The 21,847-nt window shown below is 57.3% G+C and carries 22 protein-coding genes and 3 pseudogenes; 16 read left to right on the plus strand and 9 right to left on the minus strand.

The genetic code is table 11. From position 1 onward, the window contains the following. The first annotated feature begins 33 nt into the window (after positions 1-33). From HEQ17_RS09985 to HEQ17_RS09995, 3 genes and pseudogenes are all read left to right on the plus strand, one after another. Positions 34-324, plus strand: a complete 291-nt coding sequence (locus HEQ17_RS09985; RefSeq protein ID WP_296292608.1) for a nucleotidyltransferase family protein — start codon at positions 34-36, stop codon at positions 322-324. Further along, positions 321-669 (plus strand): annotated as a pseudogene (locus HEQ17_RS09990) (DUF86 domain-containing protein). The gene HEQ17_RS09985 and the pseudogene HEQ17_RS09990 overlap by 4 nt, the downstream one beginning before the upstream one ends. 113 nt (positions 670-782) lie before the next feature. Beyond that, positions 783-1,409 carry a pyridoxamine 5'-phosphate oxidase family protein gene (locus tag HEQ17_RS09995; protein ID WP_296292609.1) on the plus strand — a complete coding sequence of 209 codons (627 nt, stop codon included), beginning with the start codon at positions 783-785 and terminating at the stop codon, positions 1,407-1,409. Here the strand turns inward: HEQ17_RS09995 and HEQ17_RS10000 are convergent. Beyond that, a complete protein-coding gene (locus HEQ17_RS10000) occupies positions 1,406-2,422 on the minus strand; it encodes a metal-dependent hydrolase (RefSeq protein ID WP_296292610.1) in 1,017 nt (338 codons plus the stop codon). The two genes, HEQ17_RS09995 and HEQ17_RS10000, sit on opposite strands and share 4 nt — an antisense overlap. A 204-nt stretch (positions 2,423-2,626) precedes the next feature. Here HEQ17_RS10000 and HEQ17_RS10005 point away from each other — a divergent pair, with 204 nt between their 5' ends. From HEQ17_RS10005 to HEQ17_RS10020, 4 genes are all read left to right on the plus strand, one after another. Next, positions 2,627-3,469, plus strand: a complete 843-nt coding sequence (locus HEQ17_RS10005) for a class I SAM-dependent methyltransferase (RefSeq protein WP_296292611.1) — start codon at positions 2,627-2,629, stop codon at positions 3,467-3,469. A 138-nt stretch (positions 3,470-3,607) separates the two neighbouring features. Beyond that, the gene (locus HEQ17_RS10010; RefSeq protein ID WP_296292612.1) at positions 3,608-4,765 is read left to right on the plus strand and encodes an alpha-hydroxy acid oxidase; all 1,158 of its coding nucleotides are present in this window, start codon (positions 3,608-3,610) and stop codon (positions 4,763-4,765) included. Positions 4,766-4,888: 123 nt separating this feature from the next. Then, positions 4,889-6,136: a DNA polymerase IV gene (locus tag HEQ17_RS10015; protein ID WP_296293720.1), complete on the plus strand. Its 1,248-nt coding sequence runs from the start codon at positions 4,889-4,891 to the stop codon at positions 6,134-6,136. Beyond that, complete coding sequence (locus HEQ17_RS10020; protein ID WP_296292613.1) at positions 6,102-6,944, plus strand: enoyl-CoA hydratase-related protein; 843 nt, start codon at positions 6,102-6,104, stop codon at positions 6,942-6,944. Before HEQ17_RS10015 ends, HEQ17_RS10020 begins: the two co-directional genes overlap by 35 nt. A gap of 148 nt (positions 6,945-7,092) precedes the next feature. Here HEQ17_RS10020 and HEQ17_RS10025 read toward each other — a convergent pair. The 5 genes from HEQ17_RS10025 to HEQ17_RS10045 form a co-directional block, all read right to left on the minus strand. After that, positions 7,093-8,288, minus strand: a protein-coding gene (locus tag HEQ17_RS10025; protein ID WP_296292614.1) for an IS3 family transposase whose coding sequence is annotated in 2 segments (ribosomal slippage) — positions 7,093-8,033 and positions 8,033-8,288 — 1,197 coding nt in all. Because the reading frame shifts where the segments join, the coding sequence is not laid out codon by codon here. A 66-nt stretch (positions 8,289-8,354) separates the two neighbouring features. After that, positions 8,355-8,681 carry a hypothetical protein gene (locus tag HEQ17_RS10030; RefSeq protein ID WP_296292615.1) on the minus strand — a complete coding sequence of 109 codons (327 nt, stop codon included), beginning with the start codon at positions 8,679-8,681 and terminating at the stop codon, positions 8,355-8,357. Between the two features lies 1 nt (position 8,682). Next, positions 8,683-8,976, minus strand: coding sequence for a hypothetical protein (locus tag HEQ17_RS10035; protein WP_296292616.1), 294 nt, complete (start codon positions 8,974-8,976; stop codon positions 8,683-8,685). A 41-nt stretch (positions 8,977-9,017) separates the two neighbouring features. Further along, a protein-coding gene (locus tag HEQ17_RS10040; protein ID WP_296292617.1) for an IS3 family transposase occupies positions 9,018-10,213 on the minus strand; the annotation gives its coding sequence in 2 pieces (ribosomal slippage) (positions 9,018-9,958 and positions 9,958-10,213; 1,197 coding nt in all). A gap of 61 nt (positions 10,214-10,274) precedes the next feature. Further along, positions 10,275-10,532 carry a type II toxin-antitoxin system Phd/YefM family antitoxin gene (locus HEQ17_RS10045; protein WP_296292618.1) on the minus strand — a complete coding sequence of 86 codons (258 nt, stop codon included), beginning with the start codon at positions 10,530-10,532 and terminating at the stop codon, positions 10,275-10,277. Positions 10,533-10,803: 271 nt separating this feature from the next. Here HEQ17_RS10045 and HEQ17_RS10050 point away from each other — a divergent pair, with 271 nt between their 5' ends. From HEQ17_RS10050 to HEQ17_RS10065, 4 genes and pseudogenes are all read left to right on the plus strand, one after another. Then, positions 10,804-11,727: an NYN domain-containing protein gene (locus HEQ17_RS10050; RefSeq protein WP_296292619.1), complete on the plus strand. Its 924-nt coding sequence runs from the start codon at positions 10,804-10,806 to the stop codon at positions 11,725-11,727. Continuing rightward, a pseudogene (locus HEQ17_RS10055) lies at positions 11,724-12,020 on the plus strand (histone deacetylase family protein); the annotation flags it as partial. The gene HEQ17_RS10050 and the pseudogene HEQ17_RS10055, both read left to right, overlap by 4 nt. Positions 12,021-12,194: 174 nt before the next feature. Next, positions 12,195-12,674, plus strand: coding sequence for a PBECR2 nuclease fold domain-containing protein (locus HEQ17_RS10060; protein WP_296292620.1), 480 nt, complete (start codon positions 12,195-12,197; stop codon positions 12,672-12,674). A 73-nt stretch (positions 12,675-12,747) separates the two neighbouring features. Further along, the gene (locus tag HEQ17_RS10065) at positions 12,748-13,362 is read left to right on the plus strand and encodes a phage virion morphogenesis protein (RefSeq protein ID WP_296292621.1); all 615 of its coding nucleotides are present in this window, start codon (positions 12,748-12,750) and stop codon (positions 13,360-13,362) included. 269 nt (positions 13,363-13,631) lie between these two features. On the opposite strand, the gene HEQ17_RS10070 is transcribed toward HEQ17_RS10065, so the two are convergent. After that, entirely contained in the window at positions 13,632-15,038 is a 1,407-nt protein-coding gene (locus HEQ17_RS10070) for a Fic family protein (RefSeq protein ID WP_296292622.1), read from the minus strand. Between the two features lie 201 nt (positions 15,039-15,239). On the opposite strand from HEQ17_RS10070, the gene HEQ17_RS10075 reads away from it, so the two are divergent. Both HEQ17_RS10075 and HEQ17_RS10080 read left to right on the plus strand, forming a co-directional pair. Continuing rightward, positions 15,240-15,515, plus strand: coding sequence for a HigA family addiction module antitoxin (locus tag HEQ17_RS10075; protein WP_296293721.1), 276 nt, complete (start codon positions 15,240-15,242; stop codon positions 15,513-15,515). A 120-nt stretch (positions 15,516-15,635) separates the two neighbouring features. Next, positions 15,636-17,798 carry a DNA methyltransferase gene (locus HEQ17_RS10080; RefSeq protein WP_296292623.1) on the plus strand — a complete coding sequence of 721 codons (2,163 nt, stop codon included), beginning with the start codon at positions 15,636-15,638 and terminating at the stop codon, positions 17,796-17,798. 15 nt (positions 17,799-17,813) lie between these two features. Here the strand turns inward: HEQ17_RS10080 and HEQ17_RS10085 are convergent, their stop codons facing one another. Then, on the minus strand, positions 17,814-19,037 hold the full coding sequence (locus HEQ17_RS10085) for an ISL3 family transposase (protein WP_296292624.1): 1,224 nt from the start codon (positions 19,035-19,037) through the stop codon (positions 17,814-17,816). Positions 19,038-19,118: 81 nt separating this feature from the next. Between HEQ17_RS10085 and HEQ17_RS16040 the strand changes: the two are divergent. The 3 genes and pseudogenes from HEQ17_RS16040 to HEQ17_RS10095 form a co-directional block, all read left to right on the plus strand. Continuing rightward, positions 19,119-19,439: pseudogene (locus tag HEQ17_RS16040) on the plus strand (type IIL restriction-modification enzyme MmeI); the annotation flags it as partial. Continuing rightward, complete coding sequence (locus HEQ17_RS10090) at positions 19,425-19,763, plus strand: type IIL restriction-modification enzyme MmeI (RefSeq protein ID WP_366938062.1); 339 nt, start codon at positions 19,425-19,427, stop codon at positions 19,761-19,763. The pseudogene HEQ17_RS16040 and the gene HEQ17_RS10090, both read left to right, overlap by 15 nt. Before the next feature lie 70 nt (positions 19,764-19,833). Beyond that, positions 19,834-21,339, plus strand: a complete 1,506-nt coding sequence (locus HEQ17_RS10095) for an AAA family ATPase (protein ID WP_296292626.1) — start codon at positions 19,834-19,836, stop codon at positions 21,337-21,339. Between the two features lie 162 nt (positions 21,340-21,501). Here HEQ17_RS10095 and HEQ17_RS10100 read toward each other — a convergent pair whose 3' ends face one another. After that, positions 21,502-21,774, minus strand: a complete 273-nt coding sequence (locus tag HEQ17_RS10100) for a C-terminal helicase domain-containing protein (protein ID WP_296293722.1) — start codon at positions 21,772-21,774, stop codon at positions 21,502-21,504. Between the last annotated feature and the right edge of the window lie 73 nt (positions 21,775-21,847).

Genomic DNA, 21,847 nt, shown 5'->3' on the forward strand with positions numbered 1-21,847 from the left:
GCAGCGGCGGTCAATCGCTTTAAACTACCGCCCATGCGCCCCTCCCAAGCACTCAGCCAACATCGCGACGCCGTCTGCCAAGCCGCAGCACGCTACCGCGTGACCAACCCGCGCGTGTTTGGTTCGGCTTTGCATGGTCATGACATTGAGGGCAGTGACTTGGATTTGTTGGTCGACCCTCTGCCCGGCACCACGCTTTTTGACCTCGGTGGCTTGCAAGACGAGTTGCAAACCTTGTTGGGCGTGTCCGTGGATGTGCTCACGCCCAAAGACTTGCCCGCCAAGTTTCGGGATGCTGTAGTGCAAGAAGCCCGGCCGCTATGACGATCAACCGTTTGCCCGATTATTTGGGTCACATGCGCCAAGCGATCGCTGACGCACAGGCGTTCACAGAAGGTATGGCGCAACCCGATTTCGAGCAGGACAAGCGCACCCAGCAGGCGGTGGTGATGAGCCTGATTGTGTTGGGTGAAGCGGCCACAAAGGTCATGGACCAGCACCCTGAATTTGCCGCAGAGCATGCGGCAAATTCCATGGCGAAGCATGCGCGGCATGCGCAACCGCATTGCACACGGTTATTTCGACATCGACCTTGCCGTGGTTTGGGGCACGTTGCAAACAGCCCTGCCCACACTCAAAGTCCAGCTGGAACTGATACAGGACAAATAAGCGCGTACCCAACCGTGGTGGCCTAAATATCCATAGCTCGCCCTTGCCAAATACCCAAAATGGGTATGAACCAACCCAATTTGGGTACATCGCCACACAGAAGCAACCCACCTATGGCTGCCCCACACATCACCACCCTCACCGCCCTGCGCCAGCTCTACGGCCCCGCCCGAGAGCGTGCACTCAAAAAAGAAATCCCCGCGCTGGACGCGCATGCGCAGCAGTTCGTAGGCTTGTCGCCTTTTGTGGTGCTGGCCAGCAGCGATGCGGGTGGGCACATGGACGCATCGCCTCGCGGGGGCGAGCCGGGTTTCGTCAAGGTGCCCGACGCGCACACGCTGCTGCTGCCGGATGCACCGGGCAACAACCGGCTGGACACGCTGGAGAACATCATCGCCACCGGGCGTTTGGGCTTGCTGTTCATGGTGCCGGGTTTTGACGAGACCTTGCGCGTCAATGGCCGCGCCGTGTTGTCCACCGACCTGGCCGATCTGGCGCTGTGCGCCGATGCGCGGCGTGCGCCGGTTGTGGTCATTCGCGTGGCGGTGGAGTCGGTGTATTTGCATTGCGCCAAGGCCTTCATGCGCTCGCAACTCTGGGACGCTTCTCGACAGGTGGACCGAGCGCAAATGCCCAACATGACCGAGATGCTGCGCGACCAAATCCGCGCCTTCAAAGGCGAAGAGATCGAATCCGAAACCCACGCCCAGCTGATGGAGCGCTACCGGCAAACGCTCTAAGGCCCGCCCGGCGGCGGCACATCGTGCCCCCACAGCCGCTGGCCCAGCCATGTCAAACCCGCGCCCACATCCATGCGGCGGCTTTGCTGTTGCGCCACGGTGTGGGTTTGGCCCGCTTGCAGGGGCGGGCCTATGTCAAAAGAAAACACATAGGCAGGCTCTTGCCCCATGCGCAAGTCGGTGATCACCAAGCGGCCGTTGACATCAGCCACCTTGTAAAACCCATCGGTGAACCGCGCCAGGCGCTGCAACTGCGGGTGGTCGGCGTTTTGCGCGGCCAAGGCGGCACCCCGGTCATGGGCCACAAAGCGCATGGGCCTGCTGCCGTCCATCAGCGCATAAAAGCCTTCATGGAATTGATCACCGTCAATGGCCACCACGCGCCACAGCAAAGTGCTCAATGGCGCGGGCGTGACCAGCAGTTGCTGGCTGGGCAAACCCTGCGCCTGCAGCGATTGGCGGGCGTGCTGTGTCACGCCCCACTGCGCCAGCGCACTCCACGCCAAATAAGCGGTGCTCAAGGCCAAGGCCCAGCCATTGATGCGCAAAGCCCTGCCCACGTTTTGGACACGGCACGCGGCCACCACCCCCACCAGCAAGGGCAATGAATACGCCGGGTCGATGATGAACATGCTGCCCAGCCCATAGGCCTCGTCCGTAAAAGGCTGAAACACCTGGGTGCCGTAAATCGTCATCAGGTCCAGCAAAGGGTGTGTCACCAGGGCCAGCCACAGCGCCCAGCACCAGCGGCCATACAAGCGGGCTTGGTGGTGGATGCGGCTGACCCCCCAAGCCATCGGAAAAGCAAAGAGCGTCAGCAACAACAAGGCATGCGTCTCGGCACGGTGCCGAATCATGTTCAGGATCGGGTCGCCGTGGTCGAGCAACACGTCCAGGTCGGGCAGCAAACCTGCCACACCGCCCCACAAGGCAGATTTCCAAAGCGCGGTGCGCCGCCCCATGACGGCCACGCCAATCGAGGCGCCCAAAAGAACTTGTGTGACGGAATCCATGGCGCGAAGGAAAAAAGGGGATTGCTGGCTTGGTGAAAGTCAAGAGGTTAATGGCTTTTGCAAATCCTGATCGCTGGGGGGGCCGTTGAGACCCATACCCTGCGGTATACCCCTCCACTTTTAGAGAAAACGTTTGATGCACATCAGACACAAGGGTCTGCAAGAGGCCTACAAAGAAAGGTTCCAGCCCACAGGAGACTCAGCATGAAAGAAGATGTCCACTTCGACGCCGCTCCCTTGTTGGGCGCAGTACCCAGCACTTTGCTGATTCCGCTGGTGGCCCGTGCACGCGGGTCTTCCATTTATCCGTGGTTGGACCCCTGCGACACCCAGGCCCAGCAAATGTTGCAAAACATGGAGGAGCAAGCCCTGGCGCTTTTACAGGACCACCCTTCGGTCTTGAACGTCCTGTGGCGCACCCAGCTCATCAAAAAAATTGGCACCGCATTTTTTGCACATTACCCGCAAGCGCATGGCATCAACTTGGGGGCCGGCTTGTCGGATTATTTTCAGTGGTTCAACAACGGCCACAACCGCTGGCTGGACGTGGATCTGGAGGATGTGGTGACGCTGCGCCATGCGCTGCTGCGCTGCCATTCCGAGGCGGCCCACGATGGCAGCCTGGACCTGACCCAACCGGGCTGGTGGCAACGCTTGCCCTTGAACGATATCGACAAACACCAGCCCTTGCTGCTGGTGTGCGAGGGTGTGCTGATGTACCTGACACCTACACAAGTCAAGGCTGTGATGCGCGAAATTGGCGAAAACGCCCCCGAAGGCTCGGAGCTGGTTTGCGACTTCATGACACCGCTGGGCATCGGCCATGCCGACCTGGTCCCCAGCGTGGCGGGCACGGGGGCAGAATTTTTGTGGGGAGCCCGCAATGCCCTGGATGTGGCGCATTTGCACCCCAGGCTGGAGCTGCTGTCGCAGCACACATTGGCCGAAGCCTATGGCTGGGTCTCTTGCTGGACCGAAATGTGCATGACACCCTGGACCGGTGGCCCCATGTACGGCGTGGCCCACCTGCAACTGAGCGAGCCCTGAAGCGTCACAGGGCTTGGCTGTGGGCGGCAGAGCCTGAATAAATTTCAACTGCACTGTCCCGCGTTTCACAAGCTGGGCAGCAAGTCAACCGCTACGATGCGGGTCAGTTCTGCTTGATAAAAACCCAGGAGCCCCCCAATGTCCGTGATCACCACCATCGAAGACCTGCGCGTTTTGGCCGAAAAGCGCGTGCCGCGCATGTTTTATGACTACGCGGACAGCGGCTCTTGGACCGAGAGCACCTACCGGGCCAACGAAAGCGATTTTCAAAAGATCAAGCTGCGCCAGCGCGTGGCCGTGAACATGGAAAACCGCAGCACCGCCAGCACCATGGTGGGCGAGAAAGTCGCCATGCCCGTGGCCATTGCGCCCACGGGCCTGACGGGCATGCAGCACGCCGATGGCGAAATCCTGGCCGCCCGCGCGGCCAAAAAGTTTGGCGTGCCCTTCACCCTGTCCACCATGAGCATCTGCTCCATCGAAGACGTGGCCCAGCATGCCGGTGAAGGCTTTTGGTTTCAGCTCTATGTGATGAAAGACAAGGGCTTCATCGAGCGCCTGATTGACCGCGCCAAAGCCGCCAACTGCGGCGCGCTGGTGCTCACGCTGGACTTGCAAATTTTGGGTCAACGCCACAAGGACCTGAAAAACGGCCTGTCTGCACCGCCCAAGCTGACGCTCGCCAACATGATCAACATCGCCAGCAAGCCCCGCTGGGCCTTGGGCATGCTGGGCACACCGCGCCGCCAGTTTGGCAACATCGTGGGCCACGTCACAGGCGTGGCCGACATGAGCAGCCTGTCTTCGTGGACCGCCTCGCAGTTCGACCCCGGCCTGAACTGGGGCGATGTCGAATGGATCAAAAAACGCTGGGGTGGCAAGCTGATTTTGAAGGGCATTCAGGACGTGGATGATGCCCACCTGGCGGTGCAATCGGGCGCGGACGCCCTGATCGTCAGCAACCACGGCGGCCGCCAGCTCGACGGCGCACAGTCCAGCATCGAAGCCCTGCCCGCCATCGTGGATGCCGTGGGCCAGAACATTGAAGTGCACATGGACGGCGGCATCCGCAGCGGCCAGGACGTGGTCAAAGCCCGCGCCTTGGGTGCCAAGGGCGTCTACATTGGCCGCTCCATGCTGTATGGCCTGGGCGCGATGGGCGAAGCGGGCGTGACCAAAGCGCTGGAAATCATCCACAAAGAACTCGACCTGACCATGGCCTTTTGCGGTCGCACGCAAATGGACACGGTGGACAAAAGCATCTTGCTGCCAGGCACCTTTCCTACGGGCCAATAAACAAGCCCGGCAGGGGTTTGGCAAGCGCAAAACCCCTTGGGGGCGCGCTATGCTTGACGGGTGACTGATTCACCCGTTTCAAGCGCCGTGGCCCCGCCCATCCGCCGCATTGCCCACCTCGACATGGACGCGTTTTACGCGTCCTGCGAGCTGCTGCGCTACCCACAGCTCAAGGGTCTGCCGGTGGTCATCGGTGGTGGCCGCCGCAAAGAAGACGACCTGCTGGCCAAACTGCAAGCGGCCTACCCGGATGGCGAATGGACCGAAGAGAGCTTTGCCAAGCGGCTGGACCGCATCCCGGTCGACTTTTTCCCGCGCCTTGAGGGCTACACCGGGCGCGGCGTGATCACCACCGCCACCTATGCGGCGCGGCAGTTCGGCATCGGCTCGGCCATGGGCCTGATGAAAGCCGCCAAGTTGTGCCCGCAGGCCCTTTTGTTGCCGGTGGACTTTGAGCGGTATCGGCACTTTTCGCGCACCTTCAAAAGCATCATTCTGGACATCGCCCCCATCATGCAAGACCGGGGCGTGGACGAGGTCTACATCGACTTCACTGACGTGCCCGGCGGCCAGCGCGAAGGCGGGCGGGTGCTGGCACGCTTGATCCAAAAAAGCATTTTTGAGGCCACGGGCCTGACCTGCTCCATCGGCGTGGCGCCCAACAAACTCATCGCCAAAATGGCCAGCGAGTTCAACAAACCCAAGGGCATCTCCATCGTGCACGAGGCCGATTTGCAAACCCTGATCTGGCCGCTGGCTTGCCGCAAGATCAACGGCGTGGGCCCCAAGGCCGATGAAAAGCTCAAGGGCTTTGGCATCCACACCATTGGCGAGCTGGCGGCGCGTGAGCCGCACTGGCTGGTGGAAAACTTTGGCAAAAGCTACGGCGCCTGGCTGTTTGATGCCGCCTGGGGCCGCGACGACCGCCCGCTGGAAACCGAGAGCGAACCCGTCAGCATGAGCCGCGAAACCACCTTTGAGCGCGACCTGCACGCCGTGCGCGACCGCGCCGAGTTGAGTGCGGTGTTCACCCGCCTGTGCGAGCAAGTGGCCGCCGACTTGCAGCGCAAAGGCTACGAAGGCAAAACCATCGGCATCAAGCTGCGGTACGACAATTTTCAGGCCGTGACGCGAGACCAGACCCTGACCAAATACACGGCAGACGCCAAACACATCCGGCTGATCGCAGGCCAATGCCTCAAGCGGGTGGACCTTTCACGCCGCCTGCGGCTGTTGGGGGTGCGGGTGGGCTCGTTGGTCAAAGCCGGGACAGCGCAGACCCCCGACGCCGCTTATAGTCAAACACCCGACCAAGACCCCCCTCAAGTGAATGACCATGGACAAACTCAGCTGCTTTTCCCTCTCGACTGAAAACCACATTGCCCACCTGGTGCTGAACCGCCCCGAGGCGATGAACACCATGCACCCGACCTTTTGGCGCGAACTGCACGAGGTGCTGACCGACATCCACAGGGCAGGCACGGCGCGGGCACTGGTCATCTCCAGCACGGGCAAACACTTCAGCGCAGGCATGGACCTGCAGACCTTTGGCAGCGCCATCCAGATGGACGACACCAGCGCCGAAGGCCGCTCGGCCGTTTATGACCTGCTGACCGACATGCAGCACACCTTCACCTTGCTCGAAGAACTGCGCATCCCAGTGATCGCAGCCATCCACGGCGGCTGCATTGGCGGCGCGGTGGACATGGTCACCGCCTGCTGCATGCGCTATGCCTCGGCCGATGCGTTCTTCTGCATTCAAGAAATCAACATCGGCATGGTGGCCGACGTGGGCACCTTGCAGCGCCTGCCCAAACTGCTGCCCATGGCCTTGGTCAAAGAACTGGCCTACACCGGCAGGCGCCTGAGTGCCGACAAAGCCCTGGCCCACGGCCTGGTGAACGAGGTGCTGCCCACCCACGAAGCCACCGTGGCCGCTGCCCTGCAAGCCGCCAAAGAAATCGCCAGCAAACCACCCGTGGCCATCTGGGGCACCAAGCAAGTGCTGCACTACGCCCGCGACCACAGCACCGAAGACAGCCTGCGCCACATGGGCTGGCTGCAAGGCGCGATCTGGAGCAACGCCAACGTGCGCGAGGCCATCAGCGCCATGCAACAAAAACGCGAGGCGAACTTTGCGCCGCTGCCAGCGCTCAAGGGGTTTCGGGAATTTGGCTGAAGCGAGTTGAGCCACAACGCGAGAACACCACCTGCCATGCCCATGACCATTGCACCCGACGATCCCGCTCGGCCAGATGTGTATGCGCTGCTCGACGAGCACCTGCGCCTGAACCTGCCCCTGTTTGACGTACCTCTTAGCCGCTTTATTATGCGGCCTTCAATCGCTGTGCCGCGTCCCAGCGTTTCTCAAACTGCATCGGACTGACGTAGCCCAACGTGGAGTGCAACCGCCGGTGGTTGTAGAACGTCAGCCAGTCAATCACCTCATCCATCGCCTGTCTGCGGGTTGCAAACCTCTGCCCGTATAGCCTGCCCACTTTGAGTCGGCCCCACAGACTCTCCGTGGGTGCGTTGTCCCAGCAGTTTCCCTTGCGACTCATGGAGCTTCTCATCTTGTAACCCGCCAGCGTGCCCTGGAACTCATGCCCGCAGTATTGGCTGCCTCGGTCCGAATGGAAGATCAGGCCTGGCGCTGGCTGACGCCGGAACCATGCCATCTTTAACGCGTCTGTCACCAGGCTGCTTTGCATGTGCGGCTGCATGCTCCATCCCACCACCTGGCGGCTGAACAGGTCAATGACAGCTGCCAGGTACAACCAACCCTCGTCCGTGGCGATGTAGGTGATGTCGCCCGTCCAGACCTGGTTGGGCGCTGTCGGGGTGAAGTTGCGTTTGACCAAGTCAGGCGCAATGGGCAGATGGTGTTTGCTATCCGTGGTAACGACAAACTTGCGTTTGCACCTGGCACGGATGCCGTGCAACTGCATCAAGCGGCGTACCCGCTCTTTGCCGACCCGATGCCCACGCGCCACCAATTCCTTCCACATCTTGGGCCAGCCGTATTCCCCTTTGACTTCTGCATGGATGGCGCGCATGTGCGCCAATAGTGCTTCGTCGCTCATGCGTTTGTGAGCACCGGGCTTACTGGGTTTGGGGAACTTCTTGCGTCGGCCATGTTCAAAGTAGCCGCTGGCGCTCACGCCAAGCACTTCGCAGGCCAAGGAGATGGGCCAATGGGCTTTGTTGCTGGCTATCCAGGCGTACTTCACAGTGATTCCCGAGCGAAGTACGCCGTGGCTTTTTTTAGGATGTCGCGCTCCATGGTCACGCGGGCCAATTGCGCTCTAAGGCGGGCCAGCTCCATTTGCTCCGCACTGACAGGCTTATCCCCCGCGCCTTTAAGTTGGCCCTTGGCACTGAGCTTGACCCAGTTGTCCAAGCTTGCTTTGGGGATGCCCAACACTTTGGCCGTGACCGATACCGCCTGACCGCCTTTGACCAGCCTGACCGCCTCCATCTTGAATTCCAGCGTGTACTTGGCCCGTTTTCTCGTTTCACACATTTCGTTCTCCTTGAACTGATTTTTAACCATCAGCTAAGCAGTACGTTTTTCGGGGGCAAGGTCAGGTCAGGGTCGCAACACACCATCGGACATGATGATTACGTTTTCAGTACCGAGCGCAGCCCTTACAAGTACCAACACTGTCCGAACCAAGTTTGACGAGCCTTTATCGTTAAGACTGATCATGAATTCAGAAGCTGCAACAAGACCATGCTCAAGAGCAATCTCTTTTTGAACTTCGTTGGCCTCAGACACTTCGTAAACGATGAATCGAGTTTGGCAGGCAGAGGTTCTGGAATAGAAGAGGCCAGGATGCTCGGCTATCAACGAATCAAGCACCTTTGCCACATGCACTACGGGCAACGACGAATAGCAAAATAGATCAACTGACATATTAGTTCGGCACCTTAACAACAACAACCTTGCCAGCTTGGTCGATGACAACTACTTGCTTAAGCCCAGGGATTGGATAGCTGGTAAGTTGCGCTTGCAACTGAGCAGGCGTAATTGTCGTATCCGACAAATTGACGACTACATTTTCGGTCTGTCCTTTGGCAACTTTGCCTTGTATCTCCGACGCAGCATTTCGCGCACTGCTTGTAGAGGGCGCATAGTTATCAAACACTTGCCCATTGACGATGTAGTCGGGATTTTTGCCATTCGGCAACGTTGGGGGATTTTGTTGCACCTTGAACCTGCCCCTGTTTGACGTACCTCTTAGCCGCTTTATTATGCGGCCTTCAATCGCTGTGCCGCGTCCCAGCGTTTCTCAAACTGCATCGGACTGACGTAGCCCAACGTGGAGTGCAACCGCCGGTGGTTGTAGAACGTCAGCCAGTCAATCACCTCATCCATCGCCTGTCTGCGGGTTGCAAACCTCTGCCCGTATAGCCTGCCCACTTTGAGTCGGCCCCACAGACTCTCCGTGGGTGCGTTGTCCCAGCAGTTTCCCTTGCGACTCATGGAGCTTCTCATCTTGTAACCCGCCAGCGTGCCCTGGAACTCATGCCCGCAGTATTGGCTGCCTCGGTCCGAATGGAAGATCAGGCCTGGCGCTGGCTGACGCCGGAACCATGCCATCTTTAACGCGTCTGTCACCAGGCTGCTTTGCATGTGCGGCTGCATGCTCCATCCCACCACCTGGCGGCTGAACAGGTCAATGACAGCTGCCAGGTACAACCAACCCTCGTCCGTGGCGATGTAGGTGATGTCGCCCGTCCAGACCTGGTTGGGCGCTGTCGGGGTGAAGTTGCGTTTGACCAAGTCAGGCGCAATGGGCAGATGGTGTTTGCTATCCGTGGTAACGACAAACTTGCGTTTGCACCTGGCACGGATGCCGTGCAACTGCATCAAGCGGCGTACCCGCTCTTTGCCGACCCGATGCCCACGCGCCACCAATTCCTTCCACATCTTGGGCCAGCCGTATTCCCCTTTGACTTCTGCATGGATGGCGCGCATGTGCGCCAATAGTGCTTCGTCGCTCATGCGTTTGTGAGCACCGGGCTTACTGGGTTTGGGGAACTTCTTGCGTCGGCCATGTTCAAAGTAGCCGCTGGCGCTCACGCCAAGCACTTCGCAGGCCAAGGAGATGGGCCAATGGGCTTTGTTGCTGGCTATCCAGGCGTACTTCACAGTGATTCCCGAGCGAAGTACGCCGTGGCTTTTTTTAGGATGTCGCGCTCCATGGTCACGCGGGCCAATTGCGCTCTAAGGCGGGCCAGCTCCATTTGCTCCGCACTGACAGGCTTATCCCCCGCGCCTTTAAGTTGGCCCTTGGCACTGAGCTTGACCCAGTTGTCCAAGCTTGCTTTGGGGATGCCCAACACTTTGGCCGTGACCGATACCGCCTGTCCGCCTTTGACCAGCCTGACCGCCTCCATCTTGAATTCCAGCGTGTACTTGGCCCGTTTTCTCGTTTCACTCATTTCGTTCTCCTTGAACTGATTTTTAACCATCAGCTAAGCAGTACGTTTTTCGGGGGCAAGGTCACAGCATCGGCTTTACAGATCGACGCTTGGCTTGCCCGCGTGGCGCAACAACCATGTTAGCGCGGGTCTGGTCAGAAAGCAGTAGTTCTTTTAAGGAAGGCCGCGCAACCGACTGCAACCGCCGCCACTCTTGTACAGACACCAGCACGGCCGCTTCGGTACCGTGCCGCGTGACCATTTGGGGCCCTTCAAGCAGGCAAGCATCCAAAAATTCACTGAACCGCTCTTTCGCGTCTTGTACTGGCCATGTCTGCATCTCGCCCCCCTTCAACTGATCATCTGTCCAATTTGATCGCAATTCCCACGCCTGTCAAACCGGGCGTTAACACCTCTAAATTGGTCTTATTGAGCATAAAAAATACACTATAAGTTTATTTTTTAAAGGATGATCACACCCAGGAAGACATCATCAAAAATTGCGGCATAATTTCGTCAACAACTAACCCGAGCTCTTAGCGTGGCATGACCATCTGGGGCACGGGGGAAAAAGCCGGCGAAAGCCGGTTTTTTCGTTTCAGGGGGTCCTTTTGCTTCGTACCCGCGTTTACATCGACGGCTACAACTTCTATTACGGCTGCCTGAAGGGCACAAGCCACAAATGGCTTGACCTGGTGAAGTTGTTCAAATACAAGGTGCTTCCATCCATCACAGCCCAGTCAAACGGCGTGCAACTACGGCTTGACCTTGAGAATCTGAGCATCAAGTATTTCACCGCCGAAATTCTGGAAAAAGTAGCCCAAGACCCTGACAGTCGCACCAGCCAAAGAAGCTACTTGGGGGCTCTTGCCAAGCACTCCCAAGATTCACTTGAAATCATCAAAGGCAACTACGCCTTGAACGAGGCCCACGCCAAACGCGTTGACCCTCAAAACCCAGAGCGATGGCCGCGAGACTGTCAAAGAGTGAACATCTGGAAAGTTGAAGAAAAAAAGAGCGATGTCAGCCTGGCATTGCACGCCTTCAAAGATGCGATCCTAGGCGAGATTGACCATGCCGTGATCGTCACCAATGACACCGACATCCAGCCTGCGCTGGAGATGATCAACACGTTAACCCCCGTGAAAATTGGACTTGTGGTCCCAACTCGTCATCACCAACGCACCCCCAATCAGGAATTGAACGACCAAGCCCTGTGGGTACGAAGCCACATCACCGAAGATGAGTTGGCAAGCTGCGAGCTGCCTCGCGTCATCCCCGCCAGACGCCCTTACACCAAGCCCATCTCTTGGTATCCGCGTCCTGATCGCATCGCGCAGGCGCTGCAAATCAGCAACGCCAACGGCATGAGATCGAGCGACGTTTACAAGTGGCTACAGCAACCCAATGCCTACTGGGGCAACGCACTGCCCCTGGATATGCTCAGCGACGAAGAAAATGGCCAGAAAGTTCTGGATTTCATGACCCAGTGGCATGGCAGCAGATCAACACCCTTTGACCCATCACCCTCATGAAAATCTTCCACAACACGCACCACGCCCAACACGCAGGCCGCCAGGAAATGTTCCGGGGCCGCTTGGTCGATTGCCATGAAGTGCCCGACCGTTTGCGCTATGTGCTCGATGAACTGCAGCGTCGCCCGGTGGGGCAGTTGATGAGCCCCGATGCAGCGCTGGATGTGCACGCCGCCATGGCCCGCGTTCATGCGCCGGACTATCTGGCTTTTTTGGCGCGGGCCTGGGACGACTGGGTGGCGCAGGACCCAGCCAATGCCGAGCGCGACGCCCTGCCCTCGGTTTGGCCGCTGGCCTCTAAGCACGCTTTTCGCACCGACTCGCCGCCGCGCAACTGGGGTTGCCCACGGTGTTGACGTTTGAAGGCGGCTACGCAGCGGAAGAGGTGGGCGTGAACACCGTGAATATGCTGCAAGGTTTGAAAGGCTGAGCATTCACAGGTTTTGTAGGAGCCCACCCCGTGGGCGATGGGCGTGGCACACGCCCCGAAGACCATCGCGCACAGGGGTGCGCTCCTTGGTGCCACAAAAGCACAAGGGGCCATCTTTGAAGACGTCACCGGCACCCCCATCACCGTGAGCCGGGCGCTTTTTACGGCTGGGGCCGACAAAGAAAACGGCCCGTTCAAATGGCTGGCGTCTTCGGGCAAAGGCGCACGCATTGAAGACCTCAACCTGCTGGCCTACGCGCTGGCCGAACCCGACGAAGTGTGGTGGCACTGGGCACCTGATTGGTCACCCGAAGGCCGGGCCACCGGCCAGTGGCGTCTGAAGCGCCGCTACATCAAAGTTTTTGAGGTCGATGGCAAAGAACAGACTGGGATCGCCATTTTTGAATGGGGCGGTAACGGCTGGACAGGTGCGACCACCTTCACCCCAAACACCATGGGCTACTTGGACAAAGTACGCCTCGGCAAACTGATTCACCAAAAGAAAACGGCCCCGTGAGGGGCCGTCGTGTGGTGACCGCGTTGTGCAGTACGGTGCATAGCCGAGTCTGGTGCCACCACAAGGAGATTGTATGCATTATGTGATCGACCTGCAAATTGAACCCTACGCCAACGTCTTGAAGTCGCTGCGCAAGACCATCGCCCAACCCGGCCTCATTTTGTCCAGCGTGGGCGAGTCGCTGCTCAATGCCAACCAGGACCGCCACGCCAAAGGCCTGGACCCGGACGGCAACCCGTGGGCACCGCTGGCCAAGTCCACGCTGTACCGTGCGGTCGAAGCCAAACAGCAGCGCGTCACAAGCATCGGCAACAAAAAACGCGGGGCCAGCTCAAACATCGCGGCAGGCCAAAAGATCATGGCCAACAAAGCTGCCCGCATCCTCTATCAATATGGGGACTTGCTCCGCTTCAGCTACCAAGTGACCGGCGGCGAGCTGCGAGTCGGCACCAACGACCACAAAGCCGCCTGGCACCACTTCGGTACCGGCACCCACGGCGAGGGCAAAGGCTCGTACACCATCCGCCCAAAAAACCGAAAAGCGCTGGCGTTTGGTGGCGGCGTATTTTCCCGGGTCACACATCCGGGCGTCCCGGCCCGCCGCTTGATCGGTTTTCCGGCCAGCGACCAATCCATTGCCGCCCGCATCGTGGCCGAACACTTGGCAACTGCGGCCGCCCAAAAATAAAGGCCGCACAAGCGGCCTTCTAACTTCCTTCAAACCCAATTCAAAGACACATCAACTGGGATTTTTCACTCACCCCTGAAAACAATTTCCCGCTCTTTTCCATCAAAAATCCCCACAGACCTCCCAAAACTGTCCAGAATTCAAGGATTTCATTCAAAAGCCGCAATCCTAGTATTCATGCGGCTTTGAGGCCAATTTTTCCCTCCAGCCGCCGTCCAGTTTCTCCTGCCTCCCTACTCTCCTGCAAAAGGCATTGGCCAGTCAGCGGCTTAACCCTGAATGCTGCGCCAGCGCTCCAGCTCTTGCGGGCGCAAACCATAGCGGGCCAACACGCCTTCGTGCAAACGGCGCAGCTCTTGCATGACCAAGGCCCGAACATTTTCACGATCCGGGCCAGGCGCGGCCAAATCCACTTGGCTGGCCACCCGCTTCAGCGGGTCTTGCTCGGGGTTTTGCACCACGTCTTTGACGATCTGGCGAATGGCCTCGCGGTAAGTCAAGCGCAGCACATCGGGCTCGACCACGCTGGACTTGGCCGTCAAATACTCCTTGGTCGATCGCTCATACGCCCACATGAACATGTCGCGCAGCAGCTCCACACGGTTCATCTCGTAAATGCCCAGCACCGAGGCGGTGTACCAAGCCTGCGACACGCCCAAAAACGTCAGCGGGCACAAATTAGCCCGCAGCAGCGGCCAATTGGCCAGCAGGCGCGACGTGCGCTTGTTGCAGTCGGCAAAAGGCTGCAAATACGGCAAGTGCACCATGGCAAAAAACGACTGCTCGAATGGGTCTTCGATGGCGTTGAATTTGGCCAGCGCTTCATCGAGCAAAGTGCTAATGAGCGACTGGCCCGATGGCGGCTGGTATGGGCTTTGCCCAATTTGCACCGGATGCAAGCGCAGACGGCCTTCGTCCTCGGGGCTTTCAAGCAGGTTTTCTGACAAAGCGCTGTGCAAGTTCATCAACAAATAGCGGCTGAACTGCGGCGCGGCCACGTTGTCCATCAGCAGCTCGATGGCGGCCTTGTGGTTCAGGATCATCTGCGTTTCGGTCACGCCGTGGCCTTGGGCCTGCTGCCCGTGCGCGATCAGGGCGCGGGTGTCCAGGCGCGAATAGGTGTTGCCCTCCAGATGGCTGGATGCCCAAGACAAGTCGATCAGCAAACGGTCGAGCACGGCACGGCCATAAGTGCCCGCAGGTTGCGGCCCCGGCCCGGTGCGGCCCATGCGGTGCAACTGCGCCCGCACAGGCTGGGGCAAATAAAACGTGGCGTTGGGTTGGTAGGCCTGCAAAAACTCGGACTGGTAACCCGCCGCCTGGCGCGTGCCCCAGGGCTTGGCCAGATAAGCCCGAATGTCTTTGCTGTCAGGCGACAGCGGCCACTGGCCCGTGGAGAGTTCCTCTTCGGCGCGCCAAGCGGACGACTCTGACAAACCCACGGAAGTGGGCAAAGCGTAAGCCAACACTTTTGGCGCGATTTCTAAATTGGCCACATATCGGGTGGCGCGGGCCTTGCCAATTGGCGCAATTTGACCACCAGCCACCGCTTGCGCCAAGGCCCTTTGCAAGCTGCGGCGCGGCACATCGGGCCATGCCGCACTGGCTTGCGCAAGCGATAAACCCTCCGGCTGAGCCTGAATGGCGGTTAAAAGTTGATGGTTGAAGTCTGACATGTTGGCGCGATTATAAATAATCGCGCCAACTTTGCAAGTTGGTGCAGCAAGCCACCCTTGATTTGTACATCAACAAACTTGATATCGTGACGGATGCGGTTTATTGATCAAGTTGTAGCGCAAAGCGCTACACACTCCAAAGCGCCACAAATGATCATCACAGTTCGTCACAATAGCCTGCAACGCTTTTTTGAGGCCATCATGACTCGCATGCACAACCCCCCGCACCCAGGGGAAGTCCTTCGGGAATATCTGGGCAATATCACCATCACCGAGGCCGCCGTCAAGCTGGGCGTCAACCGAGTCACGCTCTCGCGTGTGGTGTCTGGCGCATCCGGAGTCTCTGCCGACATGGCTTATCGCCTTGCGCAAGCCTTCGGCACCAGTGCCGAAATGTGGGCAGGCATGCAGATGCAACACGACCTTTATCAAGCGGGCAAGGTCAAGCGCCCCAAGATTGAGCGCTTGGCCGCTTGATCCGCAAGAATCCCCGGCCCTCAGGCCGGGAAATGAGCATGCCGTCACTTCCATAGCGCTACCACCTATAAAAATAAAAAAACTTTCAGTTACGATCCAATCTCACTTTGTGAGTACCAAATGGGTCTTAACTGGAACGAAATCAAATCCAGGGCATTGCTTTTTAGCAAGACCTGGGCCGACGCCTACAACGAAGACAGCCAGGCCAAGCCCTTTTGGATCGACTTCTTTGAAATCTTTGGCATCACCAACAAACGCGTGGCCACCTTCGAGCTGAACGTCAAAAAGCTCGGCGGTGCGCAAGGCTTTGTGGATTTGTTTTGGCCCGGCGTGCTGCTGGTGGAGCACAAGTCACGCGGCAAAAGCCTTGACGACGCGCTGGACCAGGCCATTGGCTACCTGCACAACCTGCCCGAGCGCGACCTGCCCCAGTTGGTGGTGGTCTGCGACTTTGCCCGCTTTCGGGTGTGCCGCCTGGCCTCAGGCAAGACCCACGAGACGGTGGAGTTTGAACTCCAGCACCTGCACAAACACGTCAAGCTCTTTGGCCTGCTGGCGGGCTACAAGGTGCAAGACATCCAGGCCGAAGACCCGGTCAACATCAAGGCCGCCGAACGCATGGGCCGCCTGCACGACGCCCTGAAAGCCAGCGGCTACAGCGGCCACGCGCTGGAGGTGCTGCTGGTGCGCCTGCTGTTTTGCCTGTTTGCCGACGACACCGGCATCTTTCAGCCCGCGCAATCGTTTCGCGACTTTGTCGAAGAACGCACCGCGCCCGACGGCTCGGACCTGGGGCCGCGCCTGGGGCAACTGTTTCAGGTGCTCAACACGCACGAGGGCCAACGCAGCAAAAACATCGACGAGCAACTGGGCCAGTTTGCGTACATCAACGGCAAACTGTTTGAAGAAACCCTGCCCATGGCCGACTTCAGCACCGCCATGCGCGAAGCCCTGCTGGACGCCTGTGCGCTCGACTGGTCGGCCATCAGCCCCGCCATCTTTGGCAGCCTGTTCCAAAGCATCATGGACGAGAAGGCCCGCCGCAACCTGGGGGCGCACTACACGTCAGAGGCCAACATCCTCAAGCTCATCAAGCCGCTGTTCTTGGACGAGCTGCACGCCGAGTTTGAACGCGTGAAGGGCCACCGCAACAAGCTGTTTGAGTTTCACAAAAAGCTGCGGCAACTGACGTTTTTTGATCCCGCCTGTGGGTGCGGTAACTTCTTGGTCATCAGCTACCGCGAACTGCGCGAGCTGGAGCTGAAAGTGCTGCGTGCCAGCCACGAACTGAGCGCCCACAAAGGCCAGATGACGGTGGACGTGCACGCCCTGATTGGCGTGAACGTGGACCAGTTTTACGGCATCGAGATCGAAGAGTTTCCGGCGCAGATTGCGCAAGTGGCCCTGTGGCTGGTGGACCACCAAATGAACCTGCGCGTGAGCGTGGAGTTTGGCCAGTACTTTGCCCGCATCCCGCTCAAAAGCACACCCGGCATCCGCCACGCCAACGCGCTGCGGCTGGACTGGAACGAGGTGCTGCCTGCGGAGCGGTGCAGTTATGTGTTGGGCAATCCGCCGTTTCTTGGCAAGCAATACCAAACACCAGAACAAAAAGCCGATGTTGCACCGATATACCAACCGCTTGAAAGCGGCGGCGTATTGGATTTCGTTGCAGCTTGGTACATCAAGTCGGCCAACTACGCCAAGGCAAATCCAATGCTCAACGTTGGTTTTGTATCTACCAACAGCATCGTCCAAGGAGAACAAGTTGGCGTACTTTGGGGCTGGTTGATCGCGCAAGGGATAAAGATCAATTTCGCTCATCGCACATTCAAATGGAGCAACGAAGCGTCCGGCAATGCTGCTGTGCACTGCGTCATCCTAGGCTTCTCACTCACCAACTCAACACCTAAAACCATTTATGAATATGCAATCGTCAATGGTGAGCCTTTGGCAGTCGAGGTGAAAAACATCAACCCATACCTGGTCGATGCACCAGACGTGGTGCTGCCATCTCGTCGTACGCCCATCTGTAATGTTGCACCGATCGTGTTTGGCTCCATGGCCAACGACGGGGGTAATTTTTTCCTCACAGATCCAGAAAAAGAACAACTGCTGATCGAATGTCCCGACGCTGCGCCTTGGATACGGCCTTTCCTTGGTGCTGAAGAGTTCATCAACAAAATTCCGCGCTGGTGTTTGTGGCTCAAAAATTGTCCACCAGCCGCATTGCGGAAGATGCCACAGGTGATGGATCGCGTTCAAAGAGTGGAGCTTCGTTGAATTCACTGTGATTATTCAAGCCATAGCCAAGTTCAGCTTGCCACAATGAAACAAAATCCTCGCCCGGTAATTGGTGAAGTTACGAAACCCTCGGGCATTGGCCTTGATCAGTTGGATGGCACTGTTGAAGCCTTCTGCACAGGCGTTGCTAATTCCATGCTGACTGTAGTTGAGCAGTCCTTCCTCGTGGCGGCGCAGCATCTTGACGACCTTCTTCACAGGCGCCAGACGGCTTCTCATCGCGTTGCTCGACCAGGCTTTGAAGAATCTTTTGGCAGCGCCCTTGTAGCTGTAGCTCCAGAACTGGCCGAAGTTCTCCTTGATGCGCCAGGCCCTGCTCGTCTTCAAGTTAAGCTGGTTCAAGACCCGAAACGAAACAGCCTCAGCACTTCGACCATCTGGGTATTTCCTCAACCAGGCCCACTTGCTGCCCTTCAAAGGCGAGTCACCTGTCTGGGACAGCTTGCGGTGCTCTTGCTTTCTGACCGCATCCACCGCCTCACCGAGGTACTTGGAGACGTGGAACTTGTCATGCACGATGTCTGCCTGCGGCATGCATTGCCTGGTTGCACTCATGTACGCTGGCCACATGTCCATGGCCACCGCCTTGACCGACGCGCGTTGCGCTGGAGTAAGTGTCTCCAACAGGCTCACGGCCGCCACCAGTTTCCTCTCAGGCACCAAGTCCAGTACGCGCGAGCGGTCAATGTCGGTCAGGATGCTGGCGTAGGTGTGGCCCTTCTCAGAGCTCTTCTCATCTATGCCAAGGTACGTAATCTCTTGCTCCGTACGTCGCAACATGCCGCGCTCCACGGCGCTGACCATGATGGCATTGACCGTACTCCAGGACAACCGGGTCAGCGTACAGACTGCTTGCGTAGTGGGACAGGCCTCAAGCAGCTTGATAACGAAGGCTGCCATCAAGGTGGTCACACGGCTGTAGCGCTGTGCCCATGGCACCGTCAGTTCTTCGACCGTACCGTCACTGAACTTAAGTTGGGGAATACGCGCCTTAATGATGGTCTCGAACTGGCAGGTGTCCAGGTGACGCCACTGGCGCTCGGTCCAGCCATTGATGTGCGCTCTCTTGGTGGCATCGGTGGGGTCGCCCCAGACCTGGCCTTTCTTCAAGACCACTTCAACCACCACGCGCTGGTCGGCCAAGGACAGGTCCACCTTCTTGACCGACCATGGGGCCTTCAGTCCGAGAAGATGCTCATACAGTGCGTTATCTTTCATGTTCAAGTCGGAAATAGTGAATCGCTGGATTGTCCTGCAGCAAGGGGAAAATCACAGTGCAATTGATGAAGAACCCAAAGAGTAAAAACACTTCGTTCGGCCAGCACAAGAAAAGCCACGCAAGATCTGGCAGGTACCCCGACCTTATTTGGTGAGATTCGTCAGCCGGAATACGGTAGCTACCTATTGATTCCCCGCGTTTCATCGGAGAAAAGAGCCTATTTACCAATCGGATTTATTGAACATTCCACCATCGCCAGCGATGCGACCTTGATCATTCCATCTGCATCGCTGTTTCACTTCGGCGTCATGACCAGCGCCATGCACAACGCCTTCATGCGCTTCACCTGCGGGCGACTGAAAAGTGATTTCCGGTACTCCAACACTATCGTCTACAACAACTACCCTTGGCCCGGCTTCGCAGGTGAGGCACTCAGCGACAAACACCGCAACGCCATCGAACAAGCCGCAAAAGGCGTGCTCGACGCCCGCGCCCAATTTGCAGACGCGTCCCTCGCCGACCTGTACGACCCACTGACCATGCCCCCGGCCCTGCTCAAGGCCCACCAAAAACTAGACGCCGCAGTAGACGCCGCCTACCAACCCAGCGGCGGCAAAAAGACCTACGCCTCCGACGCCGAACGCGTGGCCTTCCTGTTCGAGCTGTACCAACGCGTCACCAGCTTGCTGCCCGCGCCAGCAGCCAAAAAAACACGAAAACCATAGGGAGTTAAAAGTGGCATTGCAGATACAAAACCTACGTACAACGAAGCAAAAGCTTATGGAGTGTGACGTAATGACATTTGATAATCCAAATAAAAGTTTTACTTGGTTTACCCAGTCTATTCACGTTACTCGTTTTCGACATATTGTTAATCTCAATATCGAGTTCACTCATCCAATTACAGCTATTGCCGGAGTCAACAGATCAGGCAAAACAAGCCTACTCTTACTAATGGCATGCAGCCACGAAAATTTTCTACGTCCAGATGCAACATCGTCAAGTATTGGTATACGTGAGCATGGATGGAATGATGTCCTATCCTTCACCTCACATGAAACTATCAACGCTGACTACCAATATGGAATGGAATGGAGGCACGCTGCAAGAATTTTTCAAGGTACTGGAAAACGCCTGCATACCTCTCGTGCATGGAGTGGCATCGGAAAAAAGAGTTCAGACAATAAGCGCTCGAATGCAAAAATCCGTGGTCGTGAAGTACGATTCATTGACTTGGAACGCTTACTACCAGCGCGTGCATTTTCGGACTCACTACTTAGAAAAGCAAACACAGCAGCAGCCACTCCACTCAGGCAAGACATTGCCCAAGCGTTCTCATACATATTCGACACGCCAGTCACCTCGATTTCTGAGGCTGGGTGGCACCTAAATCGACGTTGTTTCGTCATTGAGCGTCCTGGAGTGGTGTACTCAACTTACAACGCTGCCACTGGTGAGGAGGCGGTGATCTACTTACTTAAGGATCTAATTGAAAGCCCGAAGAACAGCCTCATCTTGATTGAGGAAATAGAGGCGGGAATTCATCCTTCTGTTTTGAGAAAGGTGCTAGACATCGTCCATATAGTGTCATGGATCGACAAAAAACAAATAATTTTTACCACGCATTCACCAACAGCTTTTTCAGCCGTGGATGCAAAATCCCGCCGTTTTATTGAGAGCGTTAATGACCAATGGAGATGCTCATCTGGGATTTCGATGCAAGCGGCGAGTAGCAAGATGGACTCGGTAGCTCACCCTCTTGTCCAACTCTATTGCGAGGACGATCTCGCTCAATTCTTGATCACTAAGCAAATCTTAGCGATTACAGAATCCGAGTCTCATGCACAGCGATTAATTAATGTGATTCCTTCAGGTCCAATTGATCAGGTTAAGAATGACTACACAAGGCATCAACGGAACTTTAAACACCTTAGAGCAAAGCTCGGATTCTGTGCAGTCTTTGATGGTGACTACAAAAATGACTCGGCATACTCAAATTTTCACGAGAATGATAATGAATTTTCGGTGTTCATTTACCCCTACGACAAACCAGAGAAATTTCTAGTTCGTGCCTATTTGTCGACAAATCCAAACGGAAATCTAGAGGCGGCTCTAAGCCATATTGATCACCACACTCTTTTCAGCACAATGGTAGAACTTGGTCTTGCAGCGGATGCAAATGATGCGAGGAATCGTTGTTTTGAAGCGTTTAGCAATTCTCCGGAGTATCAAAAGCATTCAGAGGATCTACAGGCTTTAATAAAACGGGCAATTGCCCATTTCACCGCCCTGCCAGACTAGCTGTCGGATCAGCCATACCCTTGCCCTTACCCTAAATCCAGCCGGTCCATCAGATATCTCACTGAACTTCTTGAATATGGGATTTTCCTATCCCATCCTGCACTCGCTTGGCAATACCGCATCAAGGGCCCATCACCTTGTCTGGTTAGCAACCTAAACCATTCAGGACAGACACTCATAGGCTGTGCGGTAGCCCCCCACCCCCTTCACATAATCCAACAACTCCACAAAAAACGGATGCCTGCAAAGCGTGGACGAATCGCCCACCAGCAGCAGCTTGCGCCGTGCGCGGGTCATGCCCACGTTCATGCGGCGGATGTCAGACAGGAAGCCGATCTCGCCTTGGGGGTTGCTGCGTGTCAAGGTGATGGCAGAGATGCCGCGCTCTTGGCCCTGAAACGAATCGACGGTGCCCACGCTGAGCCTGCGTTGCAGGGTATTGGCGCAAACTTAAACAGCGGCTCAATGCGGAGGGCGGCCAACCTGTGACGTTTTGTCACGGGTCGAA

The organism is Limnohabitans sp. (assembly GCF_023910625.1).
Taxonomy (GTDB): Bacteria; Pseudomonadota; Gammaproteobacteria; order Burkholderiales; family Burkholderiaceae_C; genus Limnohabitans_A.